This is a genomic window from Chryseobacterium takakiae (assembly GCF_900129385.1).
Classification (GTDB): domain Bacteria; phylum Bacteroidota; class Bacteroidia; order Flavobacteriales; family Weeksellaceae; genus Chryseobacterium; species Chryseobacterium takakiae.
This window is the reverse complement of record NZ_FQVO01000003.1, coordinates 70879-94080: the sequence shown is the minus strand read 5'-3', so window position 1 is coordinate 94080 and position 23202 is coordinate 70879. Positions and strand designations below refer to the sequence as shown.

Genomic DNA, 23202 nt, shown 5'->3' with positions numbered 1-23202 from the left:
GATTTGACCTTATGACATTAGTGATTATTTTTTTATGTATTGCTGTTGCCTATTATCTTTTTCAGAAAAACAAGATTGACAGAATTGAAAAGCAGGAATATATGCGAGAAAAGAAGAATGAGAAATTTGAACAGCTTCTTGATCTCGCAAGAAAACAGGATGTTACAAGATCCGAAGCAGAAAATGAAACTAAAAATAAACAATCGCAGAATTGATTTATAGTTATGATTAACGAAGCAGAATACTGGCAAAAGATAGAACAATTTTTCGTTGAAAATTTTGATACGGAAAAGAATGCACCGATAGAAACCTATCTGTTTCTGATTGGCCTTCAGGAATTGGGCAGCGGTCAGCAGAAATATACAAAAGATGACAAGGTAAATCTCATTCATATTGCGGTGTGCAGATTACTGGAGCCCTTCGGGTATTATAAATTTTCTCATTATGATGATGACGGCTATCCGCATTTTGAAAAACTGGAAGATCTTCCTGAGCTGAAACCCAATGAGCAACAGCTTTTAATGAAAAAAGCCATCATTCAGTATTTTCAGGATGAAGAAATAATTTAAATTAAAGTGTACGAATAAAATGGAGAGTAATTTTTTACTTTCCATTTTTATTTTTAAGTATTGGCTAAAGCCGGTGATTTTTTCATCAAAAAACGGGCTTTAGCACGCTACTATTGATCGTATAAATATTCCTGTAAAAATTATTGACTCAAAATCTCCTCCAATTGATCCAAACCTGCTTTGAAGCCTTGTTCAAATCCCATTTCCAAAAGTTGATTCATTGCTTGTTCAGACGCAAAATGAATATTGATCGTTATTTTCGTGCCTACTTCCACTCCTGTAAATCCGAACAACCATTTAGCTTCCGGAAAATCAGGGTTTACATTTCCGTTTTCATCGCAGAAAGAATCTGTGCTGTCGAAGCTCCGGTGTTCTGTAATTTCTCCGTACTTCACCTGAGCATAATGTCTCTCACCTTCTGGTCCGACCATGGAATAAAGCCATGTTCCCCCGTTTTTAAATTCCTGACTTTTGGTTTCACACTTCCAGGGTTTCGGAGCCCACCATTTGTCAAGCAATTCAGATTTTGTGAAATGATCCCAAATAACAGAAACTTCAGCATTATAAATTTTCATGACATAAATACCGGCAGATTCCGCATCTCTTTTAAAAATAATTTCAGATTTCATATTAATAATATTATGTACACAAATCTACTTTTTTATTTTATGAAAGCTCTTTTCCTATGATAATGAATTTAAAATTTATAAATAAATGTTAAAAAACACATTTTTAAGAAAAATTACACAATTTTATGGCTCGTTTTTTGTTTATGATCTCATAAAATATTTAATTTTAACATTCTGTTTTTTAAATTAATTAAGTAATGAATAATAAATTCATCCCAATAATATCGGTGTTTATGACGATTTCACTGATTGTGTTCGTCACGCTCCAGTTTTATTGGCTGAAAAGATATTATGGTGCATTGGATCAGGATTTTTCTTCTAAGGTTTATTCTGCACTGGAAAATACATCAAAAATTATTGGTGAAGCTGAAGTGGATAAATATCTGAATGTTGAAAATAAAGATTTCAGAAACACCATTCTTGCGAACAATAATCTGCCTTCTCTTACCACAATACAGCAGGTAGAAGACTCCGGTACACAGAGACAAATTGTCTACTCCAAAAGTATTATTGAAAAAAACCAGCTTCCGATTTCGCCTAAAGGAGACTCCCTGAATCTTACCAAACTGTATTCGGACGAAGCATCCTACAAAATAAAAAGAGACACTACCAACCGTGAACTCCTCACCGCAGATATCAACCGTGATATTGAAAATGGGGATTATGCCATGAAAGAATTTGTAAGAGTAACCGGTAATAACCTGCCGATTACCAAAAGGGTAGATGAAAAAACACTGGATTCCGTGATTACCAAAGAGTTGAGAATAAGAGGAATTTCAGCAACTTTCGGATATGGGATTACCGATAAAAACAATAAACTTACGAGTGTTGTCAACAAGCTGTACAAAGAAAAAAATAACAATAATACATACAGCTACCCATTGTTTACCGATTCTAAAGAAAGAACGTTATACACACTGGCGCTGGTTTTTCCTAAAAAAGAATATTCGCTGGCAATGAATAACTGGCCGATGCTGCTGGGAACTTTCCTGTCATTGCTTACGATTCTGGGAATTTATATTATTTCCATCAACTACATGATGAGGCAGAAAAAACTGGCAGAAGTAAAAACGGATTTTATCAACAATATGTCGCATGAGTTTAAAACGCCGCTGGCAACCATTTCCGTTGCCACCGACTCTCTTGCAAATGATAAAATCGCAACCAATCCGGATAAAGTAAAATACTATTCCGAATTGATAAAACAGGAAAACCTGCGAATGAAAAAACAGGTGGAGAATGTATTGAACATGTCAAAGCTTGAACGAAATGAAGTAAAGCTATTCCTAAAAGAAACCAATGTAAGAGAGCTTATTAAAAAGACAACAGAATCCTTTAACCTCATTATTCAGCAAAGAAACGGAACCTTGATTCAGGAATTCAATGCAACAGAATATAATTTTAAAATTGATGAATTTCACATTTCCAATATGCTGGTAAACCTTCTGGATAATGCGAATAAGTATTCTCCCGAAGCACCGGAAATTTCTATAAAAACAAAAAATGAAGGACATTGGTATGTGATAGAAGTTTCAGATAAGGGAATGGGTATGGAAACCCAGAATAAAACGAAAATTTTTGAAAAATTCTTTAGAGAAGAAACAGGGAATATTCATAATGTAAAAGGTCAGGGGTTAGGACTTTCCTACGTAAAAAAAATTGTAGAACTTCATAAAGGTCAGATTCTGGTAGATTCCCATAAAGGAAAAGGAAGTACATTTACCATTAAGCTGCCGATGAGTTAAAAATAAAATAAAATCAACCAAATAAACAAAATATAAGAAGGAGAGAGTGAAATGTTCATTCTAGTTATTAATTATTAAAGTCAAAAACTATGAGCAACAGAATATTATTAGTAGAAGACGATCAGAGTTTCGGAGCAGTACTGAAAGATTATTTAACCATCAATAACTTTGAAGTTACTCTGGCCACAGATGGAGAGCAGGGATTAAAAGAGTTCACCGAAAATGAATTCGATATCTGTATTTTCGATGTGATGATGCCGAAAAAAGACGGATTTTCACTAGCGGAAGACGTAAAAAAAATTGATAAAAATACACCTATTATTTTCCTGACAGCAAGAAATATGAGGGAAGATATTCTGAAAGGGTATCAGTTGGGAGCAGATGATTATATCACTAAACCTTTTGATACGGAGTTGCTTTTGTATAAAATAAAAGCGATTCTTCAGAGAAGTTCAACCCTGGAAAATGAAGAGCAGGAACAATTCAAGATCAGCAATATTTTCTTTGATTCGATGCTGAGACAGCTCAGAGTGGGAGATAACGAATATAAACTTTCACCAAAAGAAAACGAGCTGCTTAAACTTCTCTGCATCCACAGAAACGATTTTATGCCGAGAGATCTTGCATTAAGAAAAATCTGGAAAAAAGAAAACTATTTTACCGCAAGAAGTATGGACGTTTATATTGCAAAACTGCGTAAGCTGCTGAAGGATGACGAAGGATTGGAAATCATCAATGTACACGGTGAAGGATTCAGACTTTTGGTAAAAAATTAATACATATCAGCATCAACTATAAAATTGGCAAAGCAATTCAAAATGTTTTGCTAATTTTGTTTTATATGAAGAATACATTTTTTGGCTTATTTGCCATCGCTATAGTAACCGTCTCATGTAAAAAAGACGAAAGAGCCACTTATATCAAGGAAGAAGCAGGTGTTCAGCAGCCAGCCGTTGCTGTAAACCAGGTTCCCAAAGCTTCACTGTTGGATCAGGCAGGAGTTCAGCCCGCACAAAATCCTTCTGCAGCAGGAGCAGCTACCGCACCCGGAATGAACCCTCCGCACGGACAGCCGGGTCACAGATGTGATATTCCTGTAGGACAGCCTCTGAACAGCAAGCCGGCACAGACTGCAACAACAACCAATCAGGCACAAACCATCCAGATAGATCCTAATTCTTTACAACCCGGAAAATTCTCTGTGGAAAACGGAAAAGCTCAAAATATCAAAACAGCAAAAGGAATGAATCCGCCACATGGTGAGCCGGGCCACAGATGTGATATTCCTGTAGGACAGCCTTTAAACAGCAAACCGACTCCGCAACCGGTACAGCAGAATATTGCCCAAAACACGCCTGCTCCCGCTCCAACACCTGCACCAACAGGCCCGAAACCTGCTCTGAATCCTGCCCATGGTGAAGCCTGGCATAATTGCAGCGTAAAAGTTGGTGAGCCTTTACCATAATTTTTGTATTTTTGCAGTGATGAAACTCGTTCAGATCATAACAATTGTATTTTGTTTAGGGATTTTCCTGATTCCTAAAGACAATTTTTATGCTCAAAACATGCAGGAGAAATGCTGCAAAGAAGGTTCTGTAAAATCCTGCTGCGAAAAGCAGAAGTCTGAGAATTCTAAACAAAATCACGACGGTAAACAAAAAAAATCTTCTTGTAATGACGATTGCTGCTCTTATTGCGCAACATGTTTCAGCTTTATAGAAACTCCTTTTTCCAGAAGCCTGAAACTAGATATTTCATACTACAAATCCAATAAGAATTTAAATTTCCAGTACTCAGATCCTTATATTTCAGGACGCCTGAGAGAAATCTGGCAACCTCCTAAATTAGGTTAATTAAGAAAAGTGCAACAATGTACCTATTTATCAGTCTAGCAATGATTGAAAATTACATTGTTAATGGCTACCATTAATTTAATTAATCTAAATTTTAACCAACAATGAAATTATATATTTCCAAGACTATTCTTGGTGTATTCTTATTATGTTCCTCTTTTATATTTGCACAGCAACTTTCTCAAAATCAGTTTAAAGTAAAAGGAAACTGTAACCTGTGTAAAGAAAGAATTGAGACAGCTGCCAAAAAAGCCGGCGCAAAAACAGCAAAATATTCCGTAGATTCACAGATTTTAACAGTAGAAACAGAACCTGATGTTTCAGCAGACAATATTTTAAAAGAAGTTGCAAAAGCCGGTCACGACAACGAAAAATTTCAGGCAGATGAAGCTACTTACCAGTCGCTTCCTGCTTGCTGCCATTATGAAAGAGACAGTACGCTGACTGCCAAAGAACACCCTGTTCGTTCAAAAGCAGAAAATGAGTTTTACGTGAAAGGAAACTGCGAATCCTGCAAAGCAAGGATTGAAAAGGCTGCAAAAGATGCCGGAGCCGATTCAGCAGAATGGAGCGCAGAAAAACAAAGCGTCACCTTAAATTTTAATGCTCAAAAAACCTCAGCCGATAAAATCCTCAGGAAAATTGCTGAAGTGGGACACGACAATGAAAAGTATAAAGCCGAAGATCAAACATACAAAAACCTTCCGTCATGCTGTTTATACGACAGGGAAACTCAGTTTGGAGAAGCTAATCCTAAAGTTCATATTGAAGAAGCTAAAGAATCCGGACATGATCATGCTGCCTCAAATAACCACCAGGAAAAAAGCATTGAAGGCGTTACCGTAACCGCATCAAAAGCATCCACATCATTGAATAAAAAAGAAGCCGGATTAATTTTCAATATCGATAAAAAAGAGTTGTTGAAAGCGGCATGCTGTAACTTATCCGAAAGTTTTGAAACCAATGCAACCGTAGATGTCTCTTTCAGCAATGCTGTTACAGGTACAAAACAGTTGAAAATGCTGGGTCTTGATCAGAAATACACAAGTTTAACCAAAGAGCTGCTGCCTGAAATCAGAGGACTGGCTTCTGCTTACGGACTGAATTTTATCCCCGGAAGATGGATTGAAAGCATTCAGCTTACCAAAGGAGGAAGTACTGTAACGAATGGTTATGAAAGCATCACGGGGCAAATCAATACCGAATTGCTGAAACATTCCGAAAAGCCGGAAACATCACTGAACCTTTTTGCCGATTTCAACGGAAGAACAGAAGCCAACATTACAAGCGTTTCCAATATCGACGACAAATGGTCGCAAACCTTTCTTCTTCATGGGAACGGAACTTTCGGCGATACGGATATGAATGACGACAGCTTCTTGGACAGACCGAAAGGCACTCAGCTGAATGCCGCTTACTTACTGAATTATAACGATCTGGAAAAATCAGGTTTTGGATCTCATTTCGGGATCAACTTTATTAAAGACGAAAGAACGGCAGGTCAGATAGGATTTGATAAAAAAATTCCGCAGGCTCTACAATCTCTTTACGGAGTGGGGATCGATATTTCAAGATTTCAGGTATGGAATAAAACAGGTTATGTTTTTAAAGGAAAACCTTACCAGAGCCTGGGCTGGATGAACCAGTACACATTTCATCAGCAGGACAGCTTCTTCGGATTGAGAAATTATTCCGGAAAACAGCATACCTATTATTCAAATTTGATTTTTGAAAGTATTCTTGGCAATACGAATCATAAATACAAAGCAGGCGCCAGCTTCATGTATGACGGATATGACGAAAATTATTTGGCAGGAAATTTTAAAAGAAATGAAATTGTTCCGGGAGCATTTGCAGAATATACATTAACAGGATTAAAATATACATTGGTCGCAGGAGCGAGAGTTGATTTTCATAATCTGGCAGGCACCCAGTTTACACCGAGATTGAATTTCAAATATGACCTTACTCCGCAAACGATCTTAAGACTTTCGGCCGGAAGAGGTTTCAGAACAGCAAATATTTTTGCGGAAAGCCAGCAGTATTTTGCTTCCAACAGAACGGCTCAGATTCTTGAGAATGGTGGTAACATTTATGGCCTGAAACCAGAAATTGCGTGGAATTACGGAGCCAGCCTCCAGCAGGAATTCAAAATATTTGGAAGGAAATCCAGCATTGTCGCAGATTTCTTCAGAACGGATTTCCGGGATCAGGTGATGGTAGATCTTGACCGTTCTCCTCAACTGCTTACATTTTACAATCTGGAGGGAAAATCCTTCGCCAATTCATTCCAGACTCAGTGGGATCTTATACCTTTTAAAAACTTTGAATTAAGATTTGCCTATAAATATTATGATGTACAGGCCGATTACCTGAGCGGGAGAAGGGCTGTTCCTTTTATGGCAAAACACAGAGGCTTTGTAAATGCAGCCTATTCAACCAATAAAAACGATAAAGGCGGGTTCTGGAGCTTTGACACGACTTTAAATATCGTAGGAAAACAAAGACTTCCGGATACTTCATCCAATCCTTTGGAATTTCAATTGCCTGCTTATTCACCATCGTATGCGGTCCTGAATGCACAGATTTCAAGAAATTTCAACCAGAAAATAAGAGCTTATCTGGGTGGTGAGAATTTAACTTCATACTCACAAAGCAATGCGATTGTTGATTTTAAAAATCCTTTCGGAAATTATTTTGATGGCGGAATGGTTTATGCTCCTATCATGAAAGCCAATTTTTATGTAGGACTGGACCTAACATTCTAAACGGGACAATATTTAACTAAAACTTAAACAGCATGGTTTCAACAGCAATAAAAGAAACCATGCTTTTTTGTATCTTTAAGGTAAAGTTAAATCATGCCTCATACGCTTATTTTTGAAGATCAGTACAAAAGACTCGGTATTGAAAATTTCTCGGAGAATAATCTCGAAGCCATTCATGGAAATAAGTTTCGTTATGATATTAAAGTCATGTATATTCCGGCCGGCTTCGAAATATCGGTAGATTTTAATCACTTTGAAGTTGAAAAGCCAAGTCTTTTTTTCTTAACCAATCAGCATGTAAAAATTATAAAAGCGCAGGAACAGGCGAAATTGTTATACTATAATCGTGATTTTTACTGTATTCAAATTCATGATAAGGAAGTAGCATGCGATGGACTTTTATTTCATAATATTTTCGAAATTCCTTTCGTAGAGCTTGATCATGAAGAAAACAGCGTCATTCAGCATCTCTTTCAAAATATTGAGCATGAGCTTAAATTGAAAGATTCTTCTGCAGAAGAAATGATCCGGACGTATGTGAAGCAGATCATCATTCGGGCTACCAGAAAATGGAAGAAACAGAATCTTGATAACGAGTCTCTGAAAATTCCCAGCAATGAAGTTGATATCTTCCGCGATTTCAGCAGGCATCTGGAAATTCATTTCAGGGAAAAACATAATGTTTCTGAATATGCCGAACTTCTGCATATAGCTCCTAAAACATTAACCCATAAATTTAAAAGCTTACACCTGGAACCTCCCAATCAGCTTATCATCAACAGGATAATTCTGGAAGCAAAAAGACTTCTCGTATATACGGAGAAACCTGTAAAAGAAATTGCTTATAATTTAGGATATGAAGATCCTGCTTATTTTAACCGTCTTTTTACCAACAAAACGGGAAGCACGCCTTCGAATTTCAAGAAAAATTACATTCCGGGAAAAAAGTACAATATTTAGATCCTTTTATCTATTTACTCAGACAGAAACTCAGCATATCTTTGTAACATCAAAAACAACAATACTAACAACAAAAAAATTAAAGTATTATGAGACGTAATGCAACAGCCGTTTGGAACGGTAACATCAAAGAAGGTAACGGACATTTAACTACTCAAAGCACAACGCTAAACCAGACTCAGTATTCATTCAACAGCAGATTCGCAGACGGGGTGGGAACAAACCCTGAAGAATTGCTGGCTGCAGCCCATGCAGGATGTTTCACCATGAAATTGAGTGCAGAGCTTTCCCAGGCAGGATTTACGCCGGAAGAATTAAAAACAACTTCTGTAATTACTCTTGATCCAAGTGTAGGGAAAATTACAAAATCAGAGCTTACCTTAACGGCAAAAGTTCCGGGAATTTCAGAAGAAGAATTTCAGAAATACGCTAAAATTGCAGAAGAAGGATGTCCCGTAAGTGCGGCATTTAATTTTGAAATTACTTTGAATGCTACTTTGGAAAACTAAAAAAGCATCACATTAATCTTGTTTAAATCAATAGGAGCGGGCTAAAGCCCGCTTTTGTTTTAAAAAATCATACGGCTTTAGCCAAAATATAACAATGAAACCACTTACATTCTCAGCAATTAAAACAGATAAAATTTTAAAAATAAAATATACCAATCGGTATATTTTGTATATTTGTAGAAATTTTTAACTCTATATGTCTAAAGCTGAAAAAACAAGACAGTTCATCATTGAAAAAACGGCATCTCTTTTTAACACTAAAGGATATACTGCTACATCACTTTCAGACATTACAGAAGCTACCGGACTAACAAAAGGAAGCATTTACGGAAATTTTGAAAATAAAGATCAGGTCGCACTGGAAGTCTACAAATACAACGCCCAACTTTTAAAGCAAAGCATGTCCCGGTCTTTTGGTGATGAGTTTCCTACAACCTTAGATAAACTGCATGCCTTTGTTGCATTCTACAGAAAAAACTGGCCGTCTGTATTTTTAAATGGAGGCTGCCCGCTGATGAATGCCGCTACCGAAGCGGATGACACTTCTCCTTTACTTAAAAGGCAGGTTACCATCTCTTTCCAGGAATGGATTTCTAAAATTTCTCAAGTAATTGTAGAAGGTCAGAAAAACAGAGAGTTGTCAGCCAATGCTGATGCCGAAGAATACGCATCCCTTTTTATCATGCTGATTGAAGGCGGAATTTTATTATCCAAAACAACAGGAGAAGAAAAATTTTTAAACCAGGCTTTAGACAGAATTCTCATGATCATTAACGAAGAATTAAAGCAAAATATCACATAAAATATATGGATAAACTAAAGATCCTCCAATCTTTCATCGGAAAAGAATTTACGGCATCACCCTCCCCTTTTATGAGATGGCTGAATCCCATAGTAATTTCCGCAGAAGAAGGCCAGATAGAATTTCAATACACCGTAAGAGAAGAATGGCTCAATCCGATGGGAAATCTTCACGGTGGAGTTACCGCTGCAATAATGGATGATATTATCGGAGCCACAATGTTTTCTCTAAACGAAAAAAGTTTTATCGTAACAGTGAATAACACCATCGATTATTTTTCCACTGCCAAAGAAAATGATAGTATTGTGGCAGAAACTAAAATTATTAAAAGAGGAAAGCAATTTGTAAATGCCCAGTGTGAAATCTGGAATGGAGACAAAACACGCCTTATTGCAAGAGGAACCTCCAATTTATTCAAAATCAACAATTAAAAATCATCCTTTATACATTGATGATACAGATCAAATAAAAGATAAATATGTACTTATGAAAAGAGTGGTCATTACAGGTCTCGGCGCGGTAACACCTTTGGGAAACAACGTCGGAGAATTTTGGGAAAACAGCATTAACGGAGTAAGCGGAGCCAACACAATTACCCATTTTAATACGGAAAAATTCAAAGTGCATTTTGCCTGCGAAGTGAAAAACTTTGATCCGAAAGCGCATTTAACCCACAATGAAATTAAAAGGAGTGATCTTTTTTCACAATATGCCATGTATTCAACAGCCGAAGCGCTAAAAGATTCCGGGCTGGAGCTGGAAAATATGGATCCATTTGATACTGGCGTGATCTGGGGAACCGGCCAGGGCGGAATGTGGACGTTTGAAAGCGAAGTGATGGAATTTACAAAAGGGGATGGTACTCCAAGATTTAATCCTTTTTTCGTTCCGAAGTTCATTGCCAATATGGCTTCAGGGATGATCTCCATGAAGTTCGGGCTACAGGGAATCAACTATACAACGATTTCAGCATGCGCCACGGGAAATACGGCATTGATGGATGCTTTCAATTATATCAGGCTCGGAAAGGCAAAAGTTATTGTAAGCGGAGGTTCTGAAGCGGCCATTACGCCGGCTTCCATCGGAGGATTTTCCATTATGAAAGCGATGTCTACAAGAAATAATGATTTTGCTACGGCAAGCCGGCCTTACGATGCAGACAGAGACGGCTTTGTGATGGGAGAAGGTGCAGGTGCTTTAATCCTTGAAGAATACGAGCATGCAAAAGCAAGAGGCGCAAAAATCTACGCAGAATTGGTAGGGGCAGCCATGACTGCAGATGCGTATCACATGACCGCACCTCATCCGGACGGTGTCGGAGCTATAAAGGCAATGCAGTTGGCATTAAAAGAAGCAGAAATTAATACGGAAGATATTGGTTATATTAACCCTCACGCAACCTCCACTCCAATGGGTGATTTGGTGGAACTCAACGGAATAAACAAATTGTTTAAAGGAAGTAAAAACCTGGATATCAGTGCCACAAAATCAATGACCGGCCATTTGCTGGGTGCTGCAGGGGCAGCTGAAGCGATTCTTTCCATAAAAGCTATTGAGACAGGAATTATTCCGCCTACCATTAACCTTCATTCCATTGACGAAAATATTCCTAAAGATATCAATATTGTTTTTGGCGAAGCTAAAGAGAAAACCATCAATTATGCGTTGAGTAATGCCTTCGGGTTCGGAGGCCATAATGCGACATTGATTTTCAAGAAATTTTCATAACAAGATTTCTTCAAAGCACAAAATAGGCTGTCCCAAAAAGAACAGCCTATTTGTATTTAATCAATTAAAATATTTACTTATAATCAGGGATAAAAAAACTTTCCCCGTGATCAGGAATAGGAATATAAAGCCGTTCCCATGTTTCTCCTTCTTCAAATTCCCAGCTGTGCCCTTTTCCTTCTACATCTTCTGCTAAAAGAATAATTCCGGGTTCAATAAGAAATGTTTTTCCACTGCTCACTTTAAACCTGATTTTCCCTTTCACCGTTACCACATATTGTTTTCTTGGTGCGGGATGATCAGATTTTTCCCATTCTTCAACGGTATTGCTGATGCGAAAAGAAGAGGTACTGATTGTTTTCAGAACAGGAAGCTTTCCCGTTTCGAAAGTACTTCTACCGTCAGGAGTATTCATTAATCGTATTGCTGGAATAAATTCCGGTGTTTCATTCATTTACACTGATGTTTTCAGCCATTCCGATTTGGAAAGATAATTCTGGTCAGGATAATAGATAAACAGAAGGTTTCTTCCTTTGATCGTATTGATAATCGGCTGGGTAAGATCTCTCGGTACCGCCGGGCAGCCCCAGCTTCTCCCGATTCTCTTGTGCATTGCTGCAAATTCTTCACTTACATAATCCGCTCCGTGCATTACGATTGCTCTTCTGTAAGCCGCATCATTAAACCCTTTATCCATTCCCAGTAATCTCAGGGAAAATCCGTTGTCCCCGTTGTACGTTGCATCCGTAATATAAAAACCTAAGCTGCTCTGAAGCGAGCTTTCGGTATTTGAAAAATTGGTGGCAAACTCTTCTCCGGTATTTTTACCGTGTGCTACCAGTGAGTTGAACAGTACTTTCCCCTCATTCATATCAATTACCCAAAGCCTTTTCGTATTGGAGGACATGGAAAAATCGCATACGGTAAGTAAATGCGAATCCTGATTAAGCAAACCAGCTTTCTTCAAATTCTCAAACCCTGTTAAGGCTTTGAAGAAAACTTCTTCGTTAAGTTCATGTCCCGGTTCAAATGCGATAGACTTGTATAACTCTGCTGAGGATGATACTGTTTTCACTGTGGTGCTCTCCGATTTTTTATCGGCTGCTTTTTCAATCTTTTTTGTACTGATTTCATTCTTTGTCACTTTTTTTTCCGGCGACAAGTAGAATGAAGTAGTGACCATGTAAACAATACTTAATAAGCTATAAAATCCTTTCATTCAATATTATGTTAAATCCAATTGAGTCAGCAAATGTATAAAAACATCCTTATCTGAAAGAATAACTCTACTAATTTAACTCAAATTTAAGAAACTTTAACTTCCTGATTTTGTGAATAAAACCTATTTTATATATGCTCATCGGGAACAAATTCCAGGCTTACGGAATTCATGCAGTATCTTAATCCTGTCGGTTTCGGGCCATCATCAAAAACATGCCCAAGGTGGGAATCACATCTTTTACAAAGCACTTCTACCCTATCCATTCCGTACGTTAAATCCCTTTTATAATAAACGCCTTCTTTATCTGCTTCAAAAAAGCTTGGCCAGCCGCAGCTGCTGGAAAATTTTTCAGTAGACCTGAACAGATGATTTCCGCATACGGCACAGAAATACTCTCCCAATTCATCAAATTCATTGTATTTTCCGGTAAAGGCCCTTTCGGTTGCCGCTTCTCTTGCTACGGCGTACAGTTCCGGCGAAAGTATTTTTTTCCATTCTTCGTTGGAAATATTCACCGCTGTTCTGTCTGTTCGTGAGTAGTATGGATTGTTTTTTGCTTCGTTTTGCATAAGATTTACTTTAAAAGATTTAGTTAAATAAAAATTAACCACAACAGTCATAAAAGTTTAAGCTTAAATTGATCCTGGTAAAAAGTTCACGTTGTAAAATCTAATGTGTGCTTTTTAGTAGAATATTAGAGTTTACCTATCTTGTAAATTCTTTGTGACTTTTGTGGTAAAAAATATATACCAAATGTACTAAATTTGAGCATATGAATGATGAGGCTAAAAGAAAACAGTTAAGAAAATACAAAGCATTTGCCACAGGATTATTCCTTTTAATGACAGTCCTGTTTATCGCAACAACTCTCCTCCAGAAAAATGTAGAATCTCACTGGGTAGGTTACGTACGCGCTTTTTCTGAAGCAGCAATGGTAGGCGCTCTCGCCGATTGGTTTGCTGTTACCGCTCTTTTTCGTCATCCGTTGGGATTACCCATTCCTCATACCAACCTTATTGAAAACAGCAAGCAGAAACTGGGAGATAATCTGGGAAGTTTTGTGGTGAGCAATTTTCTTTCCCCTCAGAATATCCGCCCTTATATAATGAAACTGAAGATTTCCGGATTTGTGGGAGAATGGCTGGCAAAAGAAAAAAACCAGGATATTTTGATTAAAAATCTTTCAGATATCGTTCTGGATATTTTAAATAAGCTTGATGATAATGCTGTAAGCCTGTTTATCAGTAAAAAAGTTCAGGAAATGACCGATGATATCAAGCTCAACAAAATCGTAGGAAACGGAATTAGTTATATTATTGAGAAAAATGATCATCAGAGGATAGTCACCAATCTTTCTTCACAAATCAAAAATTATATCCTTGAGAATGATGAAATGATCAAAGAGCGGGTAAAAAAAGGAAGCTATACTTTTATTCCTTCTTTTGTTGATAATAAAATTGCCGATAAAATCGCCAACGGGCTATCAGACTTTTTCAGGGAAATAGAAGAAGATCCGAAACATGAAATCAGAGGGTTGATCACACAAAAAATCCAGGAATTTTCTGTTGATCTGAAAGAAGATCCGAAGTGGGATGAAGAATTTAAAAACATTAAAAATGACCTCCTGAAAGGCGATAAGCTGAACGAATACTCCAATGATATCTGGATTTCCATCAAAAACACCTTGAAAAGCGAACTTCAGGAAGAAGAATCATCTTTAAAAAAATACATTTCTAAAAACCTGAATGAATTTTCTGAAAATTTAAAAACAGATGAAAATCTTCAGAATAAAATCGATGAATGGATTCGGGTGACGGCTTACAAATATATTCTCAGAAATACGCATCAGTTTGGAAATCTTATCAGTTCAACTGTTGGAAACTGGCAGGGAAAAGAGCTCAGCGAAAAACTGGAACTGGAAGTGGGGAAAGACCTTCAGTTCATCCGCGTCAACGGAACTTTAGTGGGCGGACTGGTAGGTTTGATCATTTACACGATCGCGCATTTTTTCCTTTAAAATATTAAAAAAAGAGAGTTCAGTTTAAACTCTCTTTCTATTTTATCGTGAAATTCTGCCTGCTCTCATTAAAATTTCCTTATTAATATCATTGATCAATTCCGGCCCCTCGTAGATAAAACCGGTATACAGCTGAACCAAAGTTGCTCCGGCATCCAGTTTTTCCAAGGCATCTTTTGCAGAATGAATTCCGCCCACTCCAATAATCGGGAAAGATCTGTTGCTTTTGTCGGAAAGATATTTAATCATTTTCGTGCTTCTTTCACGAATAGGTTTTCCGCTGAGACCGCCGTTTCCAATCTGCGCCAGCACTTCCGGAGAAGTTTTCAGTCCTTCTCTGTTAACAGACGTATTGGAAACTACAATTCCGTCAATTTTTGTTTCTGCGATCAGTTCTATAATCTCGTCTAGCTGATGGTTATTAAGATCCGGAGCAATTTTCAAAAGGATCGGTTTTTGTACCGCCTTAGACTGATTGATTTTTTTTACTTCCGTTATCAATTCTCTCAGATATTCCACATCTTCCAGCTTGGCGTGGCTTCCCACGTTCGGACAGCTTACATTCAATACGAAATAATCTACATAAGGATGAAGGCCTTCAAAACATTCCAGATAATCCCGGGTATAGTTTTCCGGCGCTGTATCCGTATTTTTTCCGATGTTTCCGCCAATGATGATTTTTCCTTTATTGCCTTTCAGCTTTTCAATAGCCTCTTCAAGACCATCATTGTTGAAGCCCATTCTGTTGATGATTCCGCCGTCTTCAATCAAACGGAAAAGCCTTTTTTTTGGATTTCCGGCTTGTGCTCTTGGGGTAACCGTACCGATTTCCACAAATCCGAAACCCAGATCTCCCAGCTCATTAAACAAAACCGCATTTTTATCAAAACCGGCAGCAAGACCTACAGGATTTTTAAATTTCAGTCCGAAGACTTCTCTTTCCAGGCGTTTGTCTGCAATAGGTTTCGGGAAAAATAATTTCGTAAGAAATCCGAAGTTTTTCAGCATTGAAAAAGTAAAATGATGGACTTCTTCAGGATCAAATTTGAAAAAAATCGGGCGAATAATCGATTTGTACATTGAAAAAAAGTTTTACAAAAATACTCATTTTAAAATTAATGATCTGTTAACCTATGATATGAATGAAAAAAATGTATTATATACACCGTCTATAACACAGAGATGAACATAATCTGTAAGATACCTGTAATATTGAAGGATAATATTTTAAAAGCTGTTTCCCGCTTTCCATTGCAATCTTTTTTGCAAAAAGGATTTTCATTGCAATCGGGGCTAGGTTGCAGTCGCTTATTCAATAGTCTGAAAATAAACCCAATTTTGTGATTCTATAGAACTGAAATTATTATCAATACTTTGTTTAGATCCTTCCAGAATGACAAAGTGTATGTTAAGAGTAAGCACTCAAGTCAAAATTCAGAATATCGCCTACCATCTTGAATTCTTTATCTATTGCAGCATTTAATGTAATTTTTTCATTAGAAAGCGGATGATTAAACATCAGCTGATGCGCATGAAGTGTCATTTTATTAATCCCAAAGGTCTGAACCCACAATTTGTTCTGTTTATTGCAACCATGTTTCCTGCATCCTAAAATGGGATGTAAAATATGTTTAAAATGCTTTCTCAACTGGTGAAACCTTCCCGTTTCAGGGATGGCCTCCACCAGGCAATATCTGGAAGTCTGATGTTTTAGAAAAGGCAAATCGATTTCCGAAGTCTGTAAACGGCGGTATCGCGTAATTGCATTTTGCTTTACTTCATTTTCATTAATCAGATCATAATCGATGGTCTCCTCTTCTTTAGCCCAACCGCGCAGAATCGCAATATACCTTTTCTCTACAGCTCTTGCAGCAAAAAGATCGCTCATCGTTTTAAGCATTTCTTTATCTAAAGTAAACAACAGAACACCCGAAGTTTTCCGGTCTAAACGATGTACCGGATACACTTTCTGCCCAATCTGCTTTTTAAGCTCCTGAATCGCATAGGTATCTGCTTCCCCGGAATAAAAAGATTTATGAACCAATAATCCAGCGGGTTTATTGATGGCAATAAGATGTTCGTCGCGATAAAGAATTTCTAACATCCGGCAAAAGTAGAGAATTTCTAAATGATTTTTTCAAACCTCATTTTAAAAACCTATGAGGTTTATTTTGAAGTTTGTTATCACTAGTCCTGATTGAGCGGCATGTCTGAGCTCATTTTCGGGGATTTCGGGGGCGCGGCTTCGCCGCGCCCCCGAAATCCCCGAAAATAGCGAGTAGCGAAAGCAGGTTCCCGACTCCTGAAATTCTGTATTATAAAAACTTCTAACTTCCCGGTTTTTCACTATTTTTGCAACTTCAGACGTTAAAAAAATTATGGCAAAGCAAGAAGATGTTTTCAAGAAAGTGATTTCTCACGCTAAAGAATATGGTTTTATTTTCCCTTCGAGTGAGATCTACGATGGTTTATCCGCTGTTTACGATTATGGTCAAAACGGTGCCGAACTTAAAAATAATATCAAGCAGTACTGGTGGAAAGCCATGGTACAGCTTAACGAAAATATTGTCGGCATTGATTCTGCAATACTGATGCATCCTACAACCTGGAAGGCATCGGGCCACGTAGACGCTTTCAACGATCCATTGATTGATAATAAAGATTCCAAAAAACGTTTCAGAGCAGACGTCTTGGTAGAGGATTACTGCGCCAAAATTGAAGACAAGGAAAACAAGGAAATTGAGAAGGCCGCGAAAAGATTCGGGGAAGCTTTTGATAAAGACCAGTTTGTGGCCACCAATCCGAAAGTACTGGAATACAGAGCCAAAAGAGAAACTATTCTTTCCAGACTGGCAAAATCGCTGGAAAATGAAGACCTTGCGGATGTAAAAGCACTAATTGAAGAGCTGGAAATTGCTGATCCAGATACCGGTTCTAAAAACTGGACGGAGGTAAGACAATTCAACCTGATGTTCGGAACCAAGCTGGGAGCTTCTGCAGATTCTGCGATGGACCTTTACCTAAGACCGGAAACTGCGCAGGGGATTTTCGTTAACTTTTTAAATGTACAGAAAACCTCACGCCATAAGCTTCCTTTCGGTATTGCACAAATCGGTAAGGCATTCAGAAATGAGATTGTTGCAAGACAGTTTATCTTCAGAATGCGTGAATTTGAACAGATGGAAATGCAGTTCTTCGTAGCTCCGGGAACAGAACTGGAATTCTACGAACAGTGGAAGCAAAAACGACTCAGCTGGCATAAAGCTTTAGGTTTAGGGGATGAAAACTACAGATTCCACGACCACGAAAAGCTGGCGCACTATGCGAATGCTGCTGCTGATATTGAGTTTAATTTCCCGTTCGGATTTAAGGAATTAGAAGGAATTCACTCAAGAACGGATTTCGATTTGAAGGCTCATGAAAAATTCTCCGGAAGAAAATTACAATTCTTCGATCCGGAAAGAAACGAAAATTATGTTCCGTATGTGGTGGAAACTTCAGTTGGTTTAGACCGTTTATTCCTTGCCCTATTTTCTCATTGCCTGAGAGATGAAGTACTGGAAGACGGCTCCGAAAGAACGGTTTTATCATTGCCTCCTGCTTTAGCACCGATTAAAGCAGCAATCCTTCCGTTGATGAAGAGAGATGGTTTAGCGGAATACGCTGAGAAAATTTTCAACGACCTTAAATACGATTTCAATTTATTCTACGAAGAAAAAGATGCCATCGGAAAGCGTTACAGAAGACAGGACGCCATCGGAACACCGTACTGTATCACGATCGATCACGATTCTTTAACAGATCATACGGTAACGATCAGGGACAGAGACACCATGCAGCAGGAAAGAGTTCCGGTTTCCGAATTGAGAAGAATCATTGATGAAAAGACGAATTTCAGAAATTTACTTTCAAAAATATAGATTAAAAGCCTTGAGAAATCAGGGCTTTATTTTTGTTAAAAAAGGTCATTCTTCTGATGTTTTAAAATTTAGCTTACATTTGTTTAAGATCTATTGATATGACCATTCTTATTTATTTTGTTACATTCATTGTAATTGCAGCAGTACTTTTTTATCTTTTCGGATACAGCTATTTGTTCAGCGGAATATCAAAAACCTACCTGAAAGGAAAAATGAGTGCCCATATTGATGACGGAAAGTTTTTCTCCCATAACGTAATTGCTGCCGGAAACCCGATTCCGTGGGAAAAAGATCAGGAATACAATACAACTTCATTACCGAAAAAGATCGTTGAAAACCTGAGCCATTCCAATACCGCTTCTTTTCTTGTCATAAAAAACGGTAAACTCATTCACGAGCAATACTGGAACGGCTACAATGAGCGGTCAAAGACCAATTCTTTCTCCATGGCAAAAGCTGTTACGGTAATGCTCCTGGGAAAGGCGATTGAAGAAGGAAAAATCTCCAGTGTGGATGATCGTTTTGCCGATTATTTCCCGGAATTTAAAAGCAAAGAATTTGCGGAAAAGCTAACATTGAAAAATCTGGCGCAGATGGAATCCGGGCTGAAATGGCAAGAAAACTATAAAAATCCTTTTTTACCGAACGCTAAAGCCTACTACGGAAAAAGTCTCATAAAAGCTACTTTTTCAAGGAAGTTCAAGCAACATCCGGGAGAAAGATTTGAATATCAGAGCGGTTCTACCCAGCTGTTGGGTTTTGCTGTGAAAAAAGCGGTTAATCAGACTCTTTCGAGCTATTTATCGGAAAAAATATGGACTCCGCTCGGAATGGAACAAGATGCAGAATGGAGCACCGACGAAAGCGGAATGGAAAAAACGTATTGCTGCATCCACTCCACAACCCGGGATTTTGCAAAGCTCGGACAGCTGTTTCTGAATGACGGAAAAGCAGGAGACCAACAAATCCTGAATCTTGATTTTATTAACCAAATGCGGACTCCGACAGAAAAATCCGAAGAAATCTACGGAATGGGATTCTGGATCAATTATGATAATCCAATTAAACACTATTATTTTTTAGGATTACAAGGACAATACATCATTATGGTTCCTGAACACAGTATAGTTATTGTAAGAACAGGAAGTTTCAACAATCTTCCGAAAAATGACCGGGGAAGACCCGACCAAGTAAAGTTCCTGGTGAATGAAACGGTACCATTATTCGCTGATTAATGGAATCTGAAATTGGCTTCCGTAAAAGTATTATTCTTAAGGAAAGCTTCATATTCCGGGGATAATTGCTTCCGTCCGTACGTATTTTCTCCGCTCATACTTCCCAGGCGTACTTTATCTTTCCCGAATTTTTTATTTAATGCATCCATAGCTTTCATGACAGGAAGGTGCTGATTCTGCGTATCTTCTTCGAAAAGATTAATCAGCCTTTGATCTTCAGGAACAAAATCATTAACGATCACTCCGGCTTTTTTATAATGAAAGCCTTCTTTGAAAACCGCCTCGAATAGTTCATTCACTACTCTTCCTATCAGTATGGAAGAATTGGTGGGATTCGGAAGAATTTGTGTAACGGCATTTTTATATTCCGGTAAATCTTTCCTAAAACGGTTGGTCTGTACAAAAACCGTTACCATTTTACAGCAGGTATTCTGCTTTCTCAATCGTTCCGAACAGTACATCCCGAAAGTTTCTACCCTTTCGCGCACGTCTTCTTTTTTGGTAAGCATTTCCATAAAACTTCTTGTTACGGCAATAGATTTTTTCGGTGAGGGAGCGTCCAGTTCCAGCTGGCGGATTCCTTTAAGCTCGTTGATCATTCTTATGCCGTGAATTCCCATTATCTTACGCACCCACATTTCAGGTTTCTGCAGCAGATCCCAGGCTTTATGAACACCGTTGTCATTCATTTTTATGGCAAGCCGGCGGCCGATTCCCCACACATCACCGATGTCTAACCACTTTAAAGCTTTCTCAATTTTATCCGGTGTATCCAGTATAAATACGCCGTCAAAATTATCCGGATATTTTTTTACAATTCTGTTGGCAACCTTACACAGGGTCTTTGTAGGAGCAATACCGATACTTACGGGAATATTCGCTTCCTTTCCTATCCTGTTCTTGATTTCAATGCAGTAATCGTGGATATTAATATATTTAAAACCTGTAAAATCCAGAAACAGCTCATCAATACTGTAAACTTCATAATCCAGCACATACGATTTTGCAATTTCTATAACCTGTTGGCTTTTAAAATTATACAATTCGAATTTTGCGGAGAAACTTTTAACATCATGTTCTTTGAACAGCGCTTTATATTTAAAGGCAGGCGCAGCCATAGGAATGCCCAGATCCTTGGCTTCTCTGCTTCGGGACACCACGCATCCGTCGTTGTTGGAAAGCACAACAACGGGTTTATTTTCAAGCGCAGGATCCAGGGTCCGTTCGCAGGAAACAAAGAAATTATTACAATCTACGAGAGCGTACATGATTTAAAAAACGGGACATTTTAATACGCAAAATTATAACTTTTAAATTATAATATTATGTTTAATACAAATTTTAACATTAAATTTAAAACACTGATAAACAGTGATTTAAATTTATTTTAATACGTCAAGTTTTGTCGTTATAGATCTATAATTTTGTTTTCCAAAACGCTAAATTATTGATATGGATAAAGTAACATTACAAAGAATTGAAAAGCTCCATCCGCTCGTGCGGGAAGAAGTACAACAGATTATTAAAGATTGCGATGAAGCTTTAAGCGGAAGAGCAAAAGTAAGAATCACGCAAGGGCTGAGAAGCTTTGAAGAACAGGAAAAGCTATATGCTATCGGAAGAATTACTTCAGGGAAAAAAGTGACCAATGCCAAAGCCGGCCAGAGCATTCATAATTACGGATTGGCCGTTGATATCTGTATGATGATTGATGGTAAAACAGCCAGCTGGGACACCGCCAAAGACTGGGATAATGACCAGGTAGCCGACTGGTACGAATGTGTGAAAATTTTCGCTAAATACGGCTGGGACTGGGGCGGGAACTGGAAAACCTTTAAAGATCTTCCTCATTTTGAAAAGAAAGAAATTCTTACAGAGAAAGAAGCGATAAAGATAAGCTGGCGAAAACTCATTAAAATGAAGCGCGATAAAGAGGACTATGTGGTATTTTAATTCTCCTTTGTTTGAAAAATTATTTTAAACACGACAAGTTCTGTCGCTTTCCTGTCCTACTTTTGCTTTAGAGAAACACCAAAGCAAACTCTATATAAAATAAAAAACCAATAGTTATTTTTCCAAAATCTATTGGTTTTTATTGTCTCTGGTTGTGAGGATTTTCTCTGAAAAAGCAAAAAAAATGAAAAAGACAACCATTCTTTCTTTGGACGGGGGCGGAATCAGGGGAATTATCACCTGCATTATTCTGCGTTACATAGAAGAACAGCTGCAGATTTATGATAAGCCGGGAGCAAAACTCGGTGATTATTTTGATTTTGTTGCCGGAAGCAGTACAGGAGGTCTGATTGCATCTATTATTCTATGTCCCAATGAACACCGAAAAGCAAAGTATTCCATCCAAAAAGGACTGGAGCTTTATGCTGAAAAAGGTGGCGACATATTCCAGGTTTCTTTTTGGGAAAGACTGGTCAATCCCTTTGGATTGATTAATGAAAAAATCTCCCAGGAAGCCCTTGAAAAAAATCTGAATGACTTTTTTGGAAATTTAGAATTAAAGGAACTGATAAAACCGTGTTTAATAACCAGCTATGATATTGAGAACAGAAGAGCCAAGCTTTTTAACTCCTGGAAAGCCCGGATTAATACAGATAATTTTTATGTAAAAGATGTCTGCAGGGCAACTTCAGCGGCGCCAACCTATTTTTCACCGGTTCAGATCAAATCGTTATATGGACAGATTTTTAGCCTAATCGACGGTGGCATGTTTGCGAATAATCCATCACTCTGCGCTTATGCTGAAGCCCGGAAAATTCCTTTTGCAGAGATTTTAAAGGATCAGCAGAAAACCGATCATCCTGCGGTAAATGACATGATTGTCATCTCCATTGGGACAGGTATTGAGTCAAGATCCTATTCCTTCAGGAAATTGGAGAAGGCAGGAAAGATAAGCTGGGTAAATCCTATCATTGATATTTTAATGTCTGCCAATGCAGAAACAGTAGATTATCAGCTTTGCCAGATGTTTGATACATTGCGACAGCAAAACCAGAAAAATTATTACCGGCTTAATCCCTCATTAAAAAATGCTTCTCCGGCAATGGATAATGTGAGGAGATCCAATATTGAGAACCTGATACAGGCAGGACTCTGCTTCATCGATGATAACCGCAATACGCTTAATGAAATTGTTCAGAAACTGATTAGCAATAAAACATAAGCTTTTTAACTTATAAAAATAAAATATAAGCTATATACCTTATATCAAAATATATTTTAAAATTAATTTT

The 23202-nt window shown here is 37.8% G+C and carries 24 protein-coding genes; 17 read left to right on the top strand and 7 right to left on the bottom strand.

Going from position 1 to position 23202, the window contains the following annotated elements:
• Positions 1 to 11 precede the first annotated feature (11 nt).
• Complete coding sequence (locus tag BUA76_RS05390; protein WP_072883792.1) at positions 12 to 215, top strand: hypothetical protein; 204 nt, start codon at positions 12 to 14, stop codon at positions 213 to 215.
• A gap of 9 nt (positions 216 to 224) precedes the next feature.
• Positions 225 to 569, top strand: a complete 345-nt coding sequence (locus BUA76_RS05385) for a hypothetical protein (protein ID WP_072883791.1) — start codon at positions 225 to 227, stop codon at positions 567 to 569.
• A 140-nt stretch (positions 570 to 709) separates the two neighbouring features.
• Here the strand turns inward: BUA76_RS05385 and BUA76_RS05380 are convergent, their stop codons facing one another.
• A complete protein-coding gene (locus tag BUA76_RS05380) occupies positions 710 to 1198 on the bottom strand; it encodes an SRPBCC family protein (protein WP_072883790.1) in 489 nt (162 codons plus the stop codon).
• A 197-nt stretch (positions 1199 to 1395) separates the two neighbouring features.
• On the opposite strand from BUA76_RS05380, the gene BUA76_RS05375 reads away from it, so the two are divergent.
• The 10 genes from BUA76_RS05375 to fabF all read left to right on the top strand — a co-directional run bounded on the left by BUA76_RS05375 (position 1396) and on the right by fabF (position 11563).
• Entirely contained in the window at positions 1396 to 2943 is a 1548-nt protein-coding gene (locus tag BUA76_RS05375; RefSeq protein ID WP_072883789.1) for a sensor histidine kinase, read from the top strand.
• 89 nt (positions 2944 to 3032) lie between these two features.
• The gene (locus BUA76_RS05370) at positions 3033 to 3719 is read left to right on the top strand and encodes a response regulator transcription factor (RefSeq protein WP_027380477.1); all 687 of its coding nucleotides are present in this window, start codon (positions 3033 to 3035) and stop codon (positions 3717 to 3719) included.
• 65 nt (positions 3720 to 3784) lie between these two features.
• A complete protein-coding gene (locus BUA76_RS05365; protein ID WP_072883788.1) occupies positions 3785 to 4408 on the top strand; it encodes a hypothetical protein in 624 nt (207 codons plus the stop codon).
• 19 nt (positions 4409 to 4427) lie between these two features.
• Positions 4428 to 4796 (top strand): hypothetical protein, encoded by a 369-nt coding sequence (locus BUA76_RS05360; protein WP_072883787.1) that lies wholly within the window; start codon positions 4428 to 4430, stop codon positions 4794 to 4796.
• 104 nt (positions 4797 to 4900) lie between these two features.
• Positions 4901 to 7564: a TonB-dependent receptor domain-containing protein gene (locus tag BUA76_RS05355; protein WP_083573165.1), complete on the top strand. Its 2664-nt coding sequence runs from the start codon at positions 4901 to 4903 to the stop codon at positions 7562 to 7564.
• Positions 7565 to 7657: 93 nt separating this feature from the next.
• Positions 7658 to 8524 carry a helix-turn-helix domain-containing protein gene (locus tag BUA76_RS05350; RefSeq protein WP_072883786.1) on the top strand — a complete coding sequence of 289 codons (867 nt, stop codon included), beginning with the start codon at positions 7658 to 7660 and terminating at the stop codon, positions 8522 to 8524.
• Positions 8525 to 8613: 89 nt separating this feature from the next.
• A complete protein-coding gene (locus BUA76_RS05345; RefSeq protein WP_072883785.1) occupies positions 8614 to 9033 on the top strand; it encodes an OsmC family protein in 420 nt (139 codons plus the stop codon).
• A gap of 196 nt (positions 9034 to 9229) precedes the next feature.
• Positions 9230 to 9835, top strand: coding sequence for a TetR/AcrR family transcriptional regulator (locus tag BUA76_RS05340; RefSeq protein ID WP_072883784.1), 606 nt, complete (start codon positions 9230 to 9232; stop codon positions 9833 to 9835).
• A 5-nt stretch (positions 9836 to 9840) separates the two neighbouring features.
• Complete coding sequence (locus BUA76_RS05335; RefSeq protein ID WP_072883783.1) at positions 9841 to 10266, top strand: PaaI family thioesterase; 426 nt, start codon at positions 9841 to 9843, stop codon at positions 10264 to 10266.
• A gap of 55 nt (positions 10267 to 10321) precedes the next feature.
• The gene (gene fabF, locus BUA76_RS05330) at positions 10322 to 11563 is read left to right on the top strand and encodes a beta-ketoacyl-ACP synthase II (protein WP_072884007.1); all 1242 of its coding nucleotides are present in this window, start codon (positions 10322 to 10324) and stop codon (positions 11561 to 11563) included.
• A 73-nt stretch (positions 11564 to 11636) separates the two neighbouring features.
• Here the strand turns inward: fabF and BUA76_RS05325 are convergent, their stop codons facing one another.
• The 3 genes from BUA76_RS05325 to msrB form a co-directional block, all read right to left on the bottom strand.
• The gene (locus BUA76_RS05325) at positions 11637 to 12017 is read right to left on the bottom strand and encodes a cupin domain-containing protein (protein WP_072883782.1); all 381 of its coding nucleotides are present in this window, start codon (positions 12015 to 12017) and stop codon (positions 11637 to 11639) included.
• Positions 12018 to 12782: a murein L,D-transpeptidase catalytic domain family protein gene (locus BUA76_RS05320; protein WP_072883781.1), complete on the bottom strand. Its 765-nt coding sequence runs from the start codon at positions 12780 to 12782 to the stop codon at positions 12018 to 12020. It lies immediately after the preceding gene.
• A 128-nt stretch (positions 12783 to 12910) separates the two neighbouring features.
• Complete coding sequence (msrB, locus tag BUA76_RS05315; RefSeq protein ID WP_143149866.1) at positions 12911 to 13354, bottom strand: peptide-methionine (R)-S-oxide reductase MsrB; 444 nt, start codon at positions 13352 to 13354, stop codon at positions 12911 to 12913.
• A 203-nt stretch (positions 13355 to 13557) separates the two neighbouring features.
• Here msrB and BUA76_RS05310 point away from each other — a divergent pair, with 203 nt between their 5' ends.
• On the top strand, positions 13558 to 14802 hold the full coding sequence (locus BUA76_RS05310) for a DUF445 domain-containing protein (protein ID WP_072883780.1): 1245 nt from the start codon (positions 13558 to 13560) through the stop codon (positions 14800 to 14802).
• Between the two features lie 42 nt (positions 14803 to 14844).
• Here BUA76_RS05310 and BUA76_RS05305 read toward each other — a convergent pair whose 3' ends face one another.
• Both BUA76_RS05305 and BUA76_RS05300 read right to left on the bottom strand, forming a co-directional pair.
• Entirely contained in the window at positions 14845 to 15882 is a 1038-nt protein-coding gene (locus tag BUA76_RS05305) for a quinone-dependent dihydroorotate dehydrogenase (protein ID WP_072883779.1), read from the bottom strand.
• Positions 15883 to 16210: 328 nt separating this feature from the next.
• A complete protein-coding gene (locus BUA76_RS05300) occupies positions 16211 to 16906 on the bottom strand; it encodes a pseudouridine synthase (RefSeq protein ID WP_072883778.1) in 696 nt (231 codons plus the stop codon).
• Positions 16907 to 17180: 274 nt separating this feature from the next.
• Between BUA76_RS05300 and BUA76_RS05295 the strand changes: the two genes are divergently transcribed.
• Both BUA76_RS05295 and BUA76_RS05290 read left to right on the top strand, forming a co-directional pair.
• Positions 17181 to 18722 (top strand): glycine--tRNA ligase, encoded by a 1542-nt coding sequence (locus BUA76_RS05295; protein WP_072883777.1) that lies wholly within the window; start codon positions 17181 to 17183, stop codon positions 18720 to 18722.
• A 98-nt stretch (positions 18723 to 18820) separates the two neighbouring features.
• Positions 18821 to 19957: a serine hydrolase domain-containing protein gene (locus tag BUA76_RS05290; protein ID WP_072883776.1), complete on the top strand. Its 1137-nt coding sequence runs from the start codon at positions 18821 to 18823 to the stop codon at positions 19955 to 19957.
• On the opposite strand, the gene BUA76_RS05285 is transcribed toward BUA76_RS05290, so the two are convergent.
• Complete coding sequence (locus tag BUA76_RS05285; RefSeq protein WP_072883775.1) at positions 19954 to 21225, bottom strand: Y-family DNA polymerase; 1272 nt, start codon at positions 21223 to 21225, stop codon at positions 19954 to 19956. The genes BUA76_RS05290 and BUA76_RS05285 overlap by 4 nt on opposite strands.
• Before the next feature lie 184 nt (positions 21226 to 21409).
• On the opposite strand from BUA76_RS05285, the gene BUA76_RS05280 reads away from it, so the two are divergent.
• Complete coding sequence (locus BUA76_RS05280; protein ID WP_072883774.1) at positions 21410 to 21910, top strand: M15 family metallopeptidase; 501 nt, start codon at positions 21410 to 21412, stop codon at positions 21908 to 21910.
• 184 nt (positions 21911 to 22094) lie between these two features.
• Positions 22095 to 23132, top strand: a complete 1038-nt coding sequence (locus tag BUA76_RS05275; protein ID WP_072884005.1) for a patatin-like phospholipase family protein — start codon at positions 22095 to 22097, stop codon at positions 23130 to 23132.
• The last annotated feature ends 70 nt before the right edge of the window (positions 23133 to 23202 follow it).

What these genes read in the sequence shown, in the direction of transcription:
- BUA76_RS05390 (WP_072883792.1), top strand. Translation starts at nt 12, where the DNA reads ATGACATTAGTGATTATTTTTTTATGTATTGCTGTTGCCTATTATCTT.
- BUA76_RS05385 (WP_072883791.1), top strand. Translation starts at nt 225, where the DNA reads ATGATTAACGAAGCAGAATACTGGCAAAAGATAGAACAATTTTTCGTT.
- BUA76_RS05380 (WP_072883790.1), bottom strand. Translation starts at nt 1,198, where the DNA reads ATGAAATCTGAAATTATTTTTAAAAGAGATGCGGAATCTGCCGGTATT.
- BUA76_RS05375 (WP_072883789.1), top strand. Translation starts at nt 1,396, where the DNA reads ATGAATAATAAATTCATCCCAATAATATCGGTGTTTATGACGATTTCA.
- BUA76_RS05370 (WP_027380477.1), top strand. Translation starts at nt 3,033, where the DNA reads ATGAGCAACAGAATATTATTAGTAGAAGACGATCAGAGTTTCGGAGCA.
- BUA76_RS05365 (WP_072883788.1), top strand. Translation starts at nt 3,785, where the DNA reads ATGAAGAATACATTTTTTGGCTTATTTGCCATCGCTATAGTAACCGTC.
- BUA76_RS05360 (WP_072883787.1), top strand. Translation starts at nt 4,428, where the DNA reads ATGAAACTCGTTCAGATCATAACAATTGTATTTTGTTTAGGGATTTTC.
- BUA76_RS05355 (WP_083573165.1), top strand. Translation starts at nt 4,901, where the DNA reads ATGAAATTATATATTTCCAAGACTATTCTTGGTGTATTCTTATTATGT.
- BUA76_RS05350 (WP_072883786.1), top strand. Translation starts at nt 7,658, where the DNA reads ATGCCTCATACGCTTATTTTTGAAGATCAGTACAAAAGACTCGGTATT.
- BUA76_RS05345 (WP_072883785.1), top strand. Translation starts at nt 8,614, where the DNA reads ATGAGACGTAATGCAACAGCCGTTTGGAACGGTAACATCAAAGAAGGT.
- BUA76_RS05340 (WP_072883784.1), top strand. Translation starts at nt 9,230, where the DNA reads ATGTCTAAAGCTGAAAAAACAAGACAGTTCATCATTGAAAAAACGGCA.
- BUA76_RS05335 (WP_072883783.1), top strand. Translation starts at nt 9,841, where the DNA reads ATGGATAAACTAAAGATCCTCCAATCTTTCATCGGAAAAGAATTTACG.
- fabF (WP_072884007.1), top strand. Translation starts at nt 10,322, where the DNA reads ATGAAAAGAGTGGTCATTACAGGTCTCGGCGCGGTAACACCTTTGGGA.
- BUA76_RS05325 (WP_072883782.1), bottom strand. Translation starts at nt 12,017, where the DNA reads ATGAATGAAACACCGGAATTTATTCCAGCAATACGATTAATGAATACT.
- BUA76_RS05320 (WP_072883781.1), bottom strand. Translation starts at nt 12,782, where the DNA reads ATGAAAGGATTTTATAGCTTATTAAGTATTGTTTACATGGTCACTACT.
- msrB (WP_143149866.1), bottom strand. Translation starts at nt 13,354, where the DNA reads ATGCAAAACGAAGCAAAAAACAATCCATACTACTCACGAACAGACAGA.
- BUA76_RS05310 (WP_072883780.1), top strand. Translation starts at nt 13,558, where the DNA reads ATGAATGATGAGGCTAAAAGAAAACAGTTAAGAAAATACAAAGCATTT.
- BUA76_RS05305 (WP_072883779.1), bottom strand. Translation starts at nt 15,882, where the DNA reads ATGTACAAATCGATTATTCGCCCGATTTTTTTCAAATTTGATCCTGAA.
- BUA76_RS05300 (WP_072883778.1), bottom strand. Translation starts at nt 16,906, where the DNA reads ATGTTAGAAATTCTTTATCGCGACGAACATCTTATTGCCATCAATAAA.
- BUA76_RS05295 (WP_072883777.1), top strand. Translation starts at nt 17,181, where the DNA reads ATGGCAAAGCAAGAAGATGTTTTCAAGAAAGTGATTTCTCACGCTAAA.
- BUA76_RS05290 (WP_072883776.1), top strand. Translation starts at nt 18,821, where the DNA reads ATGACCATTCTTATTTATTTTGTTACATTCATTGTAATTGCAGCAGTA.
- BUA76_RS05285 (WP_072883775.1), bottom strand. Translation starts at nt 21,225, where the DNA reads ATGTACGCTCTCGTAGATTGTAATAATTTCTTTGTTTCCTGCGAACGG.
- BUA76_RS05280 (WP_072883774.1), top strand. Translation starts at nt 21,410, where the DNA reads ATGGATAAAGTAACATTACAAAGAATTGAAAAGCTCCATCCGCTCGTG.
- BUA76_RS05275 (WP_072884005.1), top strand. Translation starts at nt 22,095, where the DNA reads ATGAAAAAGACAACCATTCTTTCTTTGGACGGGGGCGGAATCAGGGGA.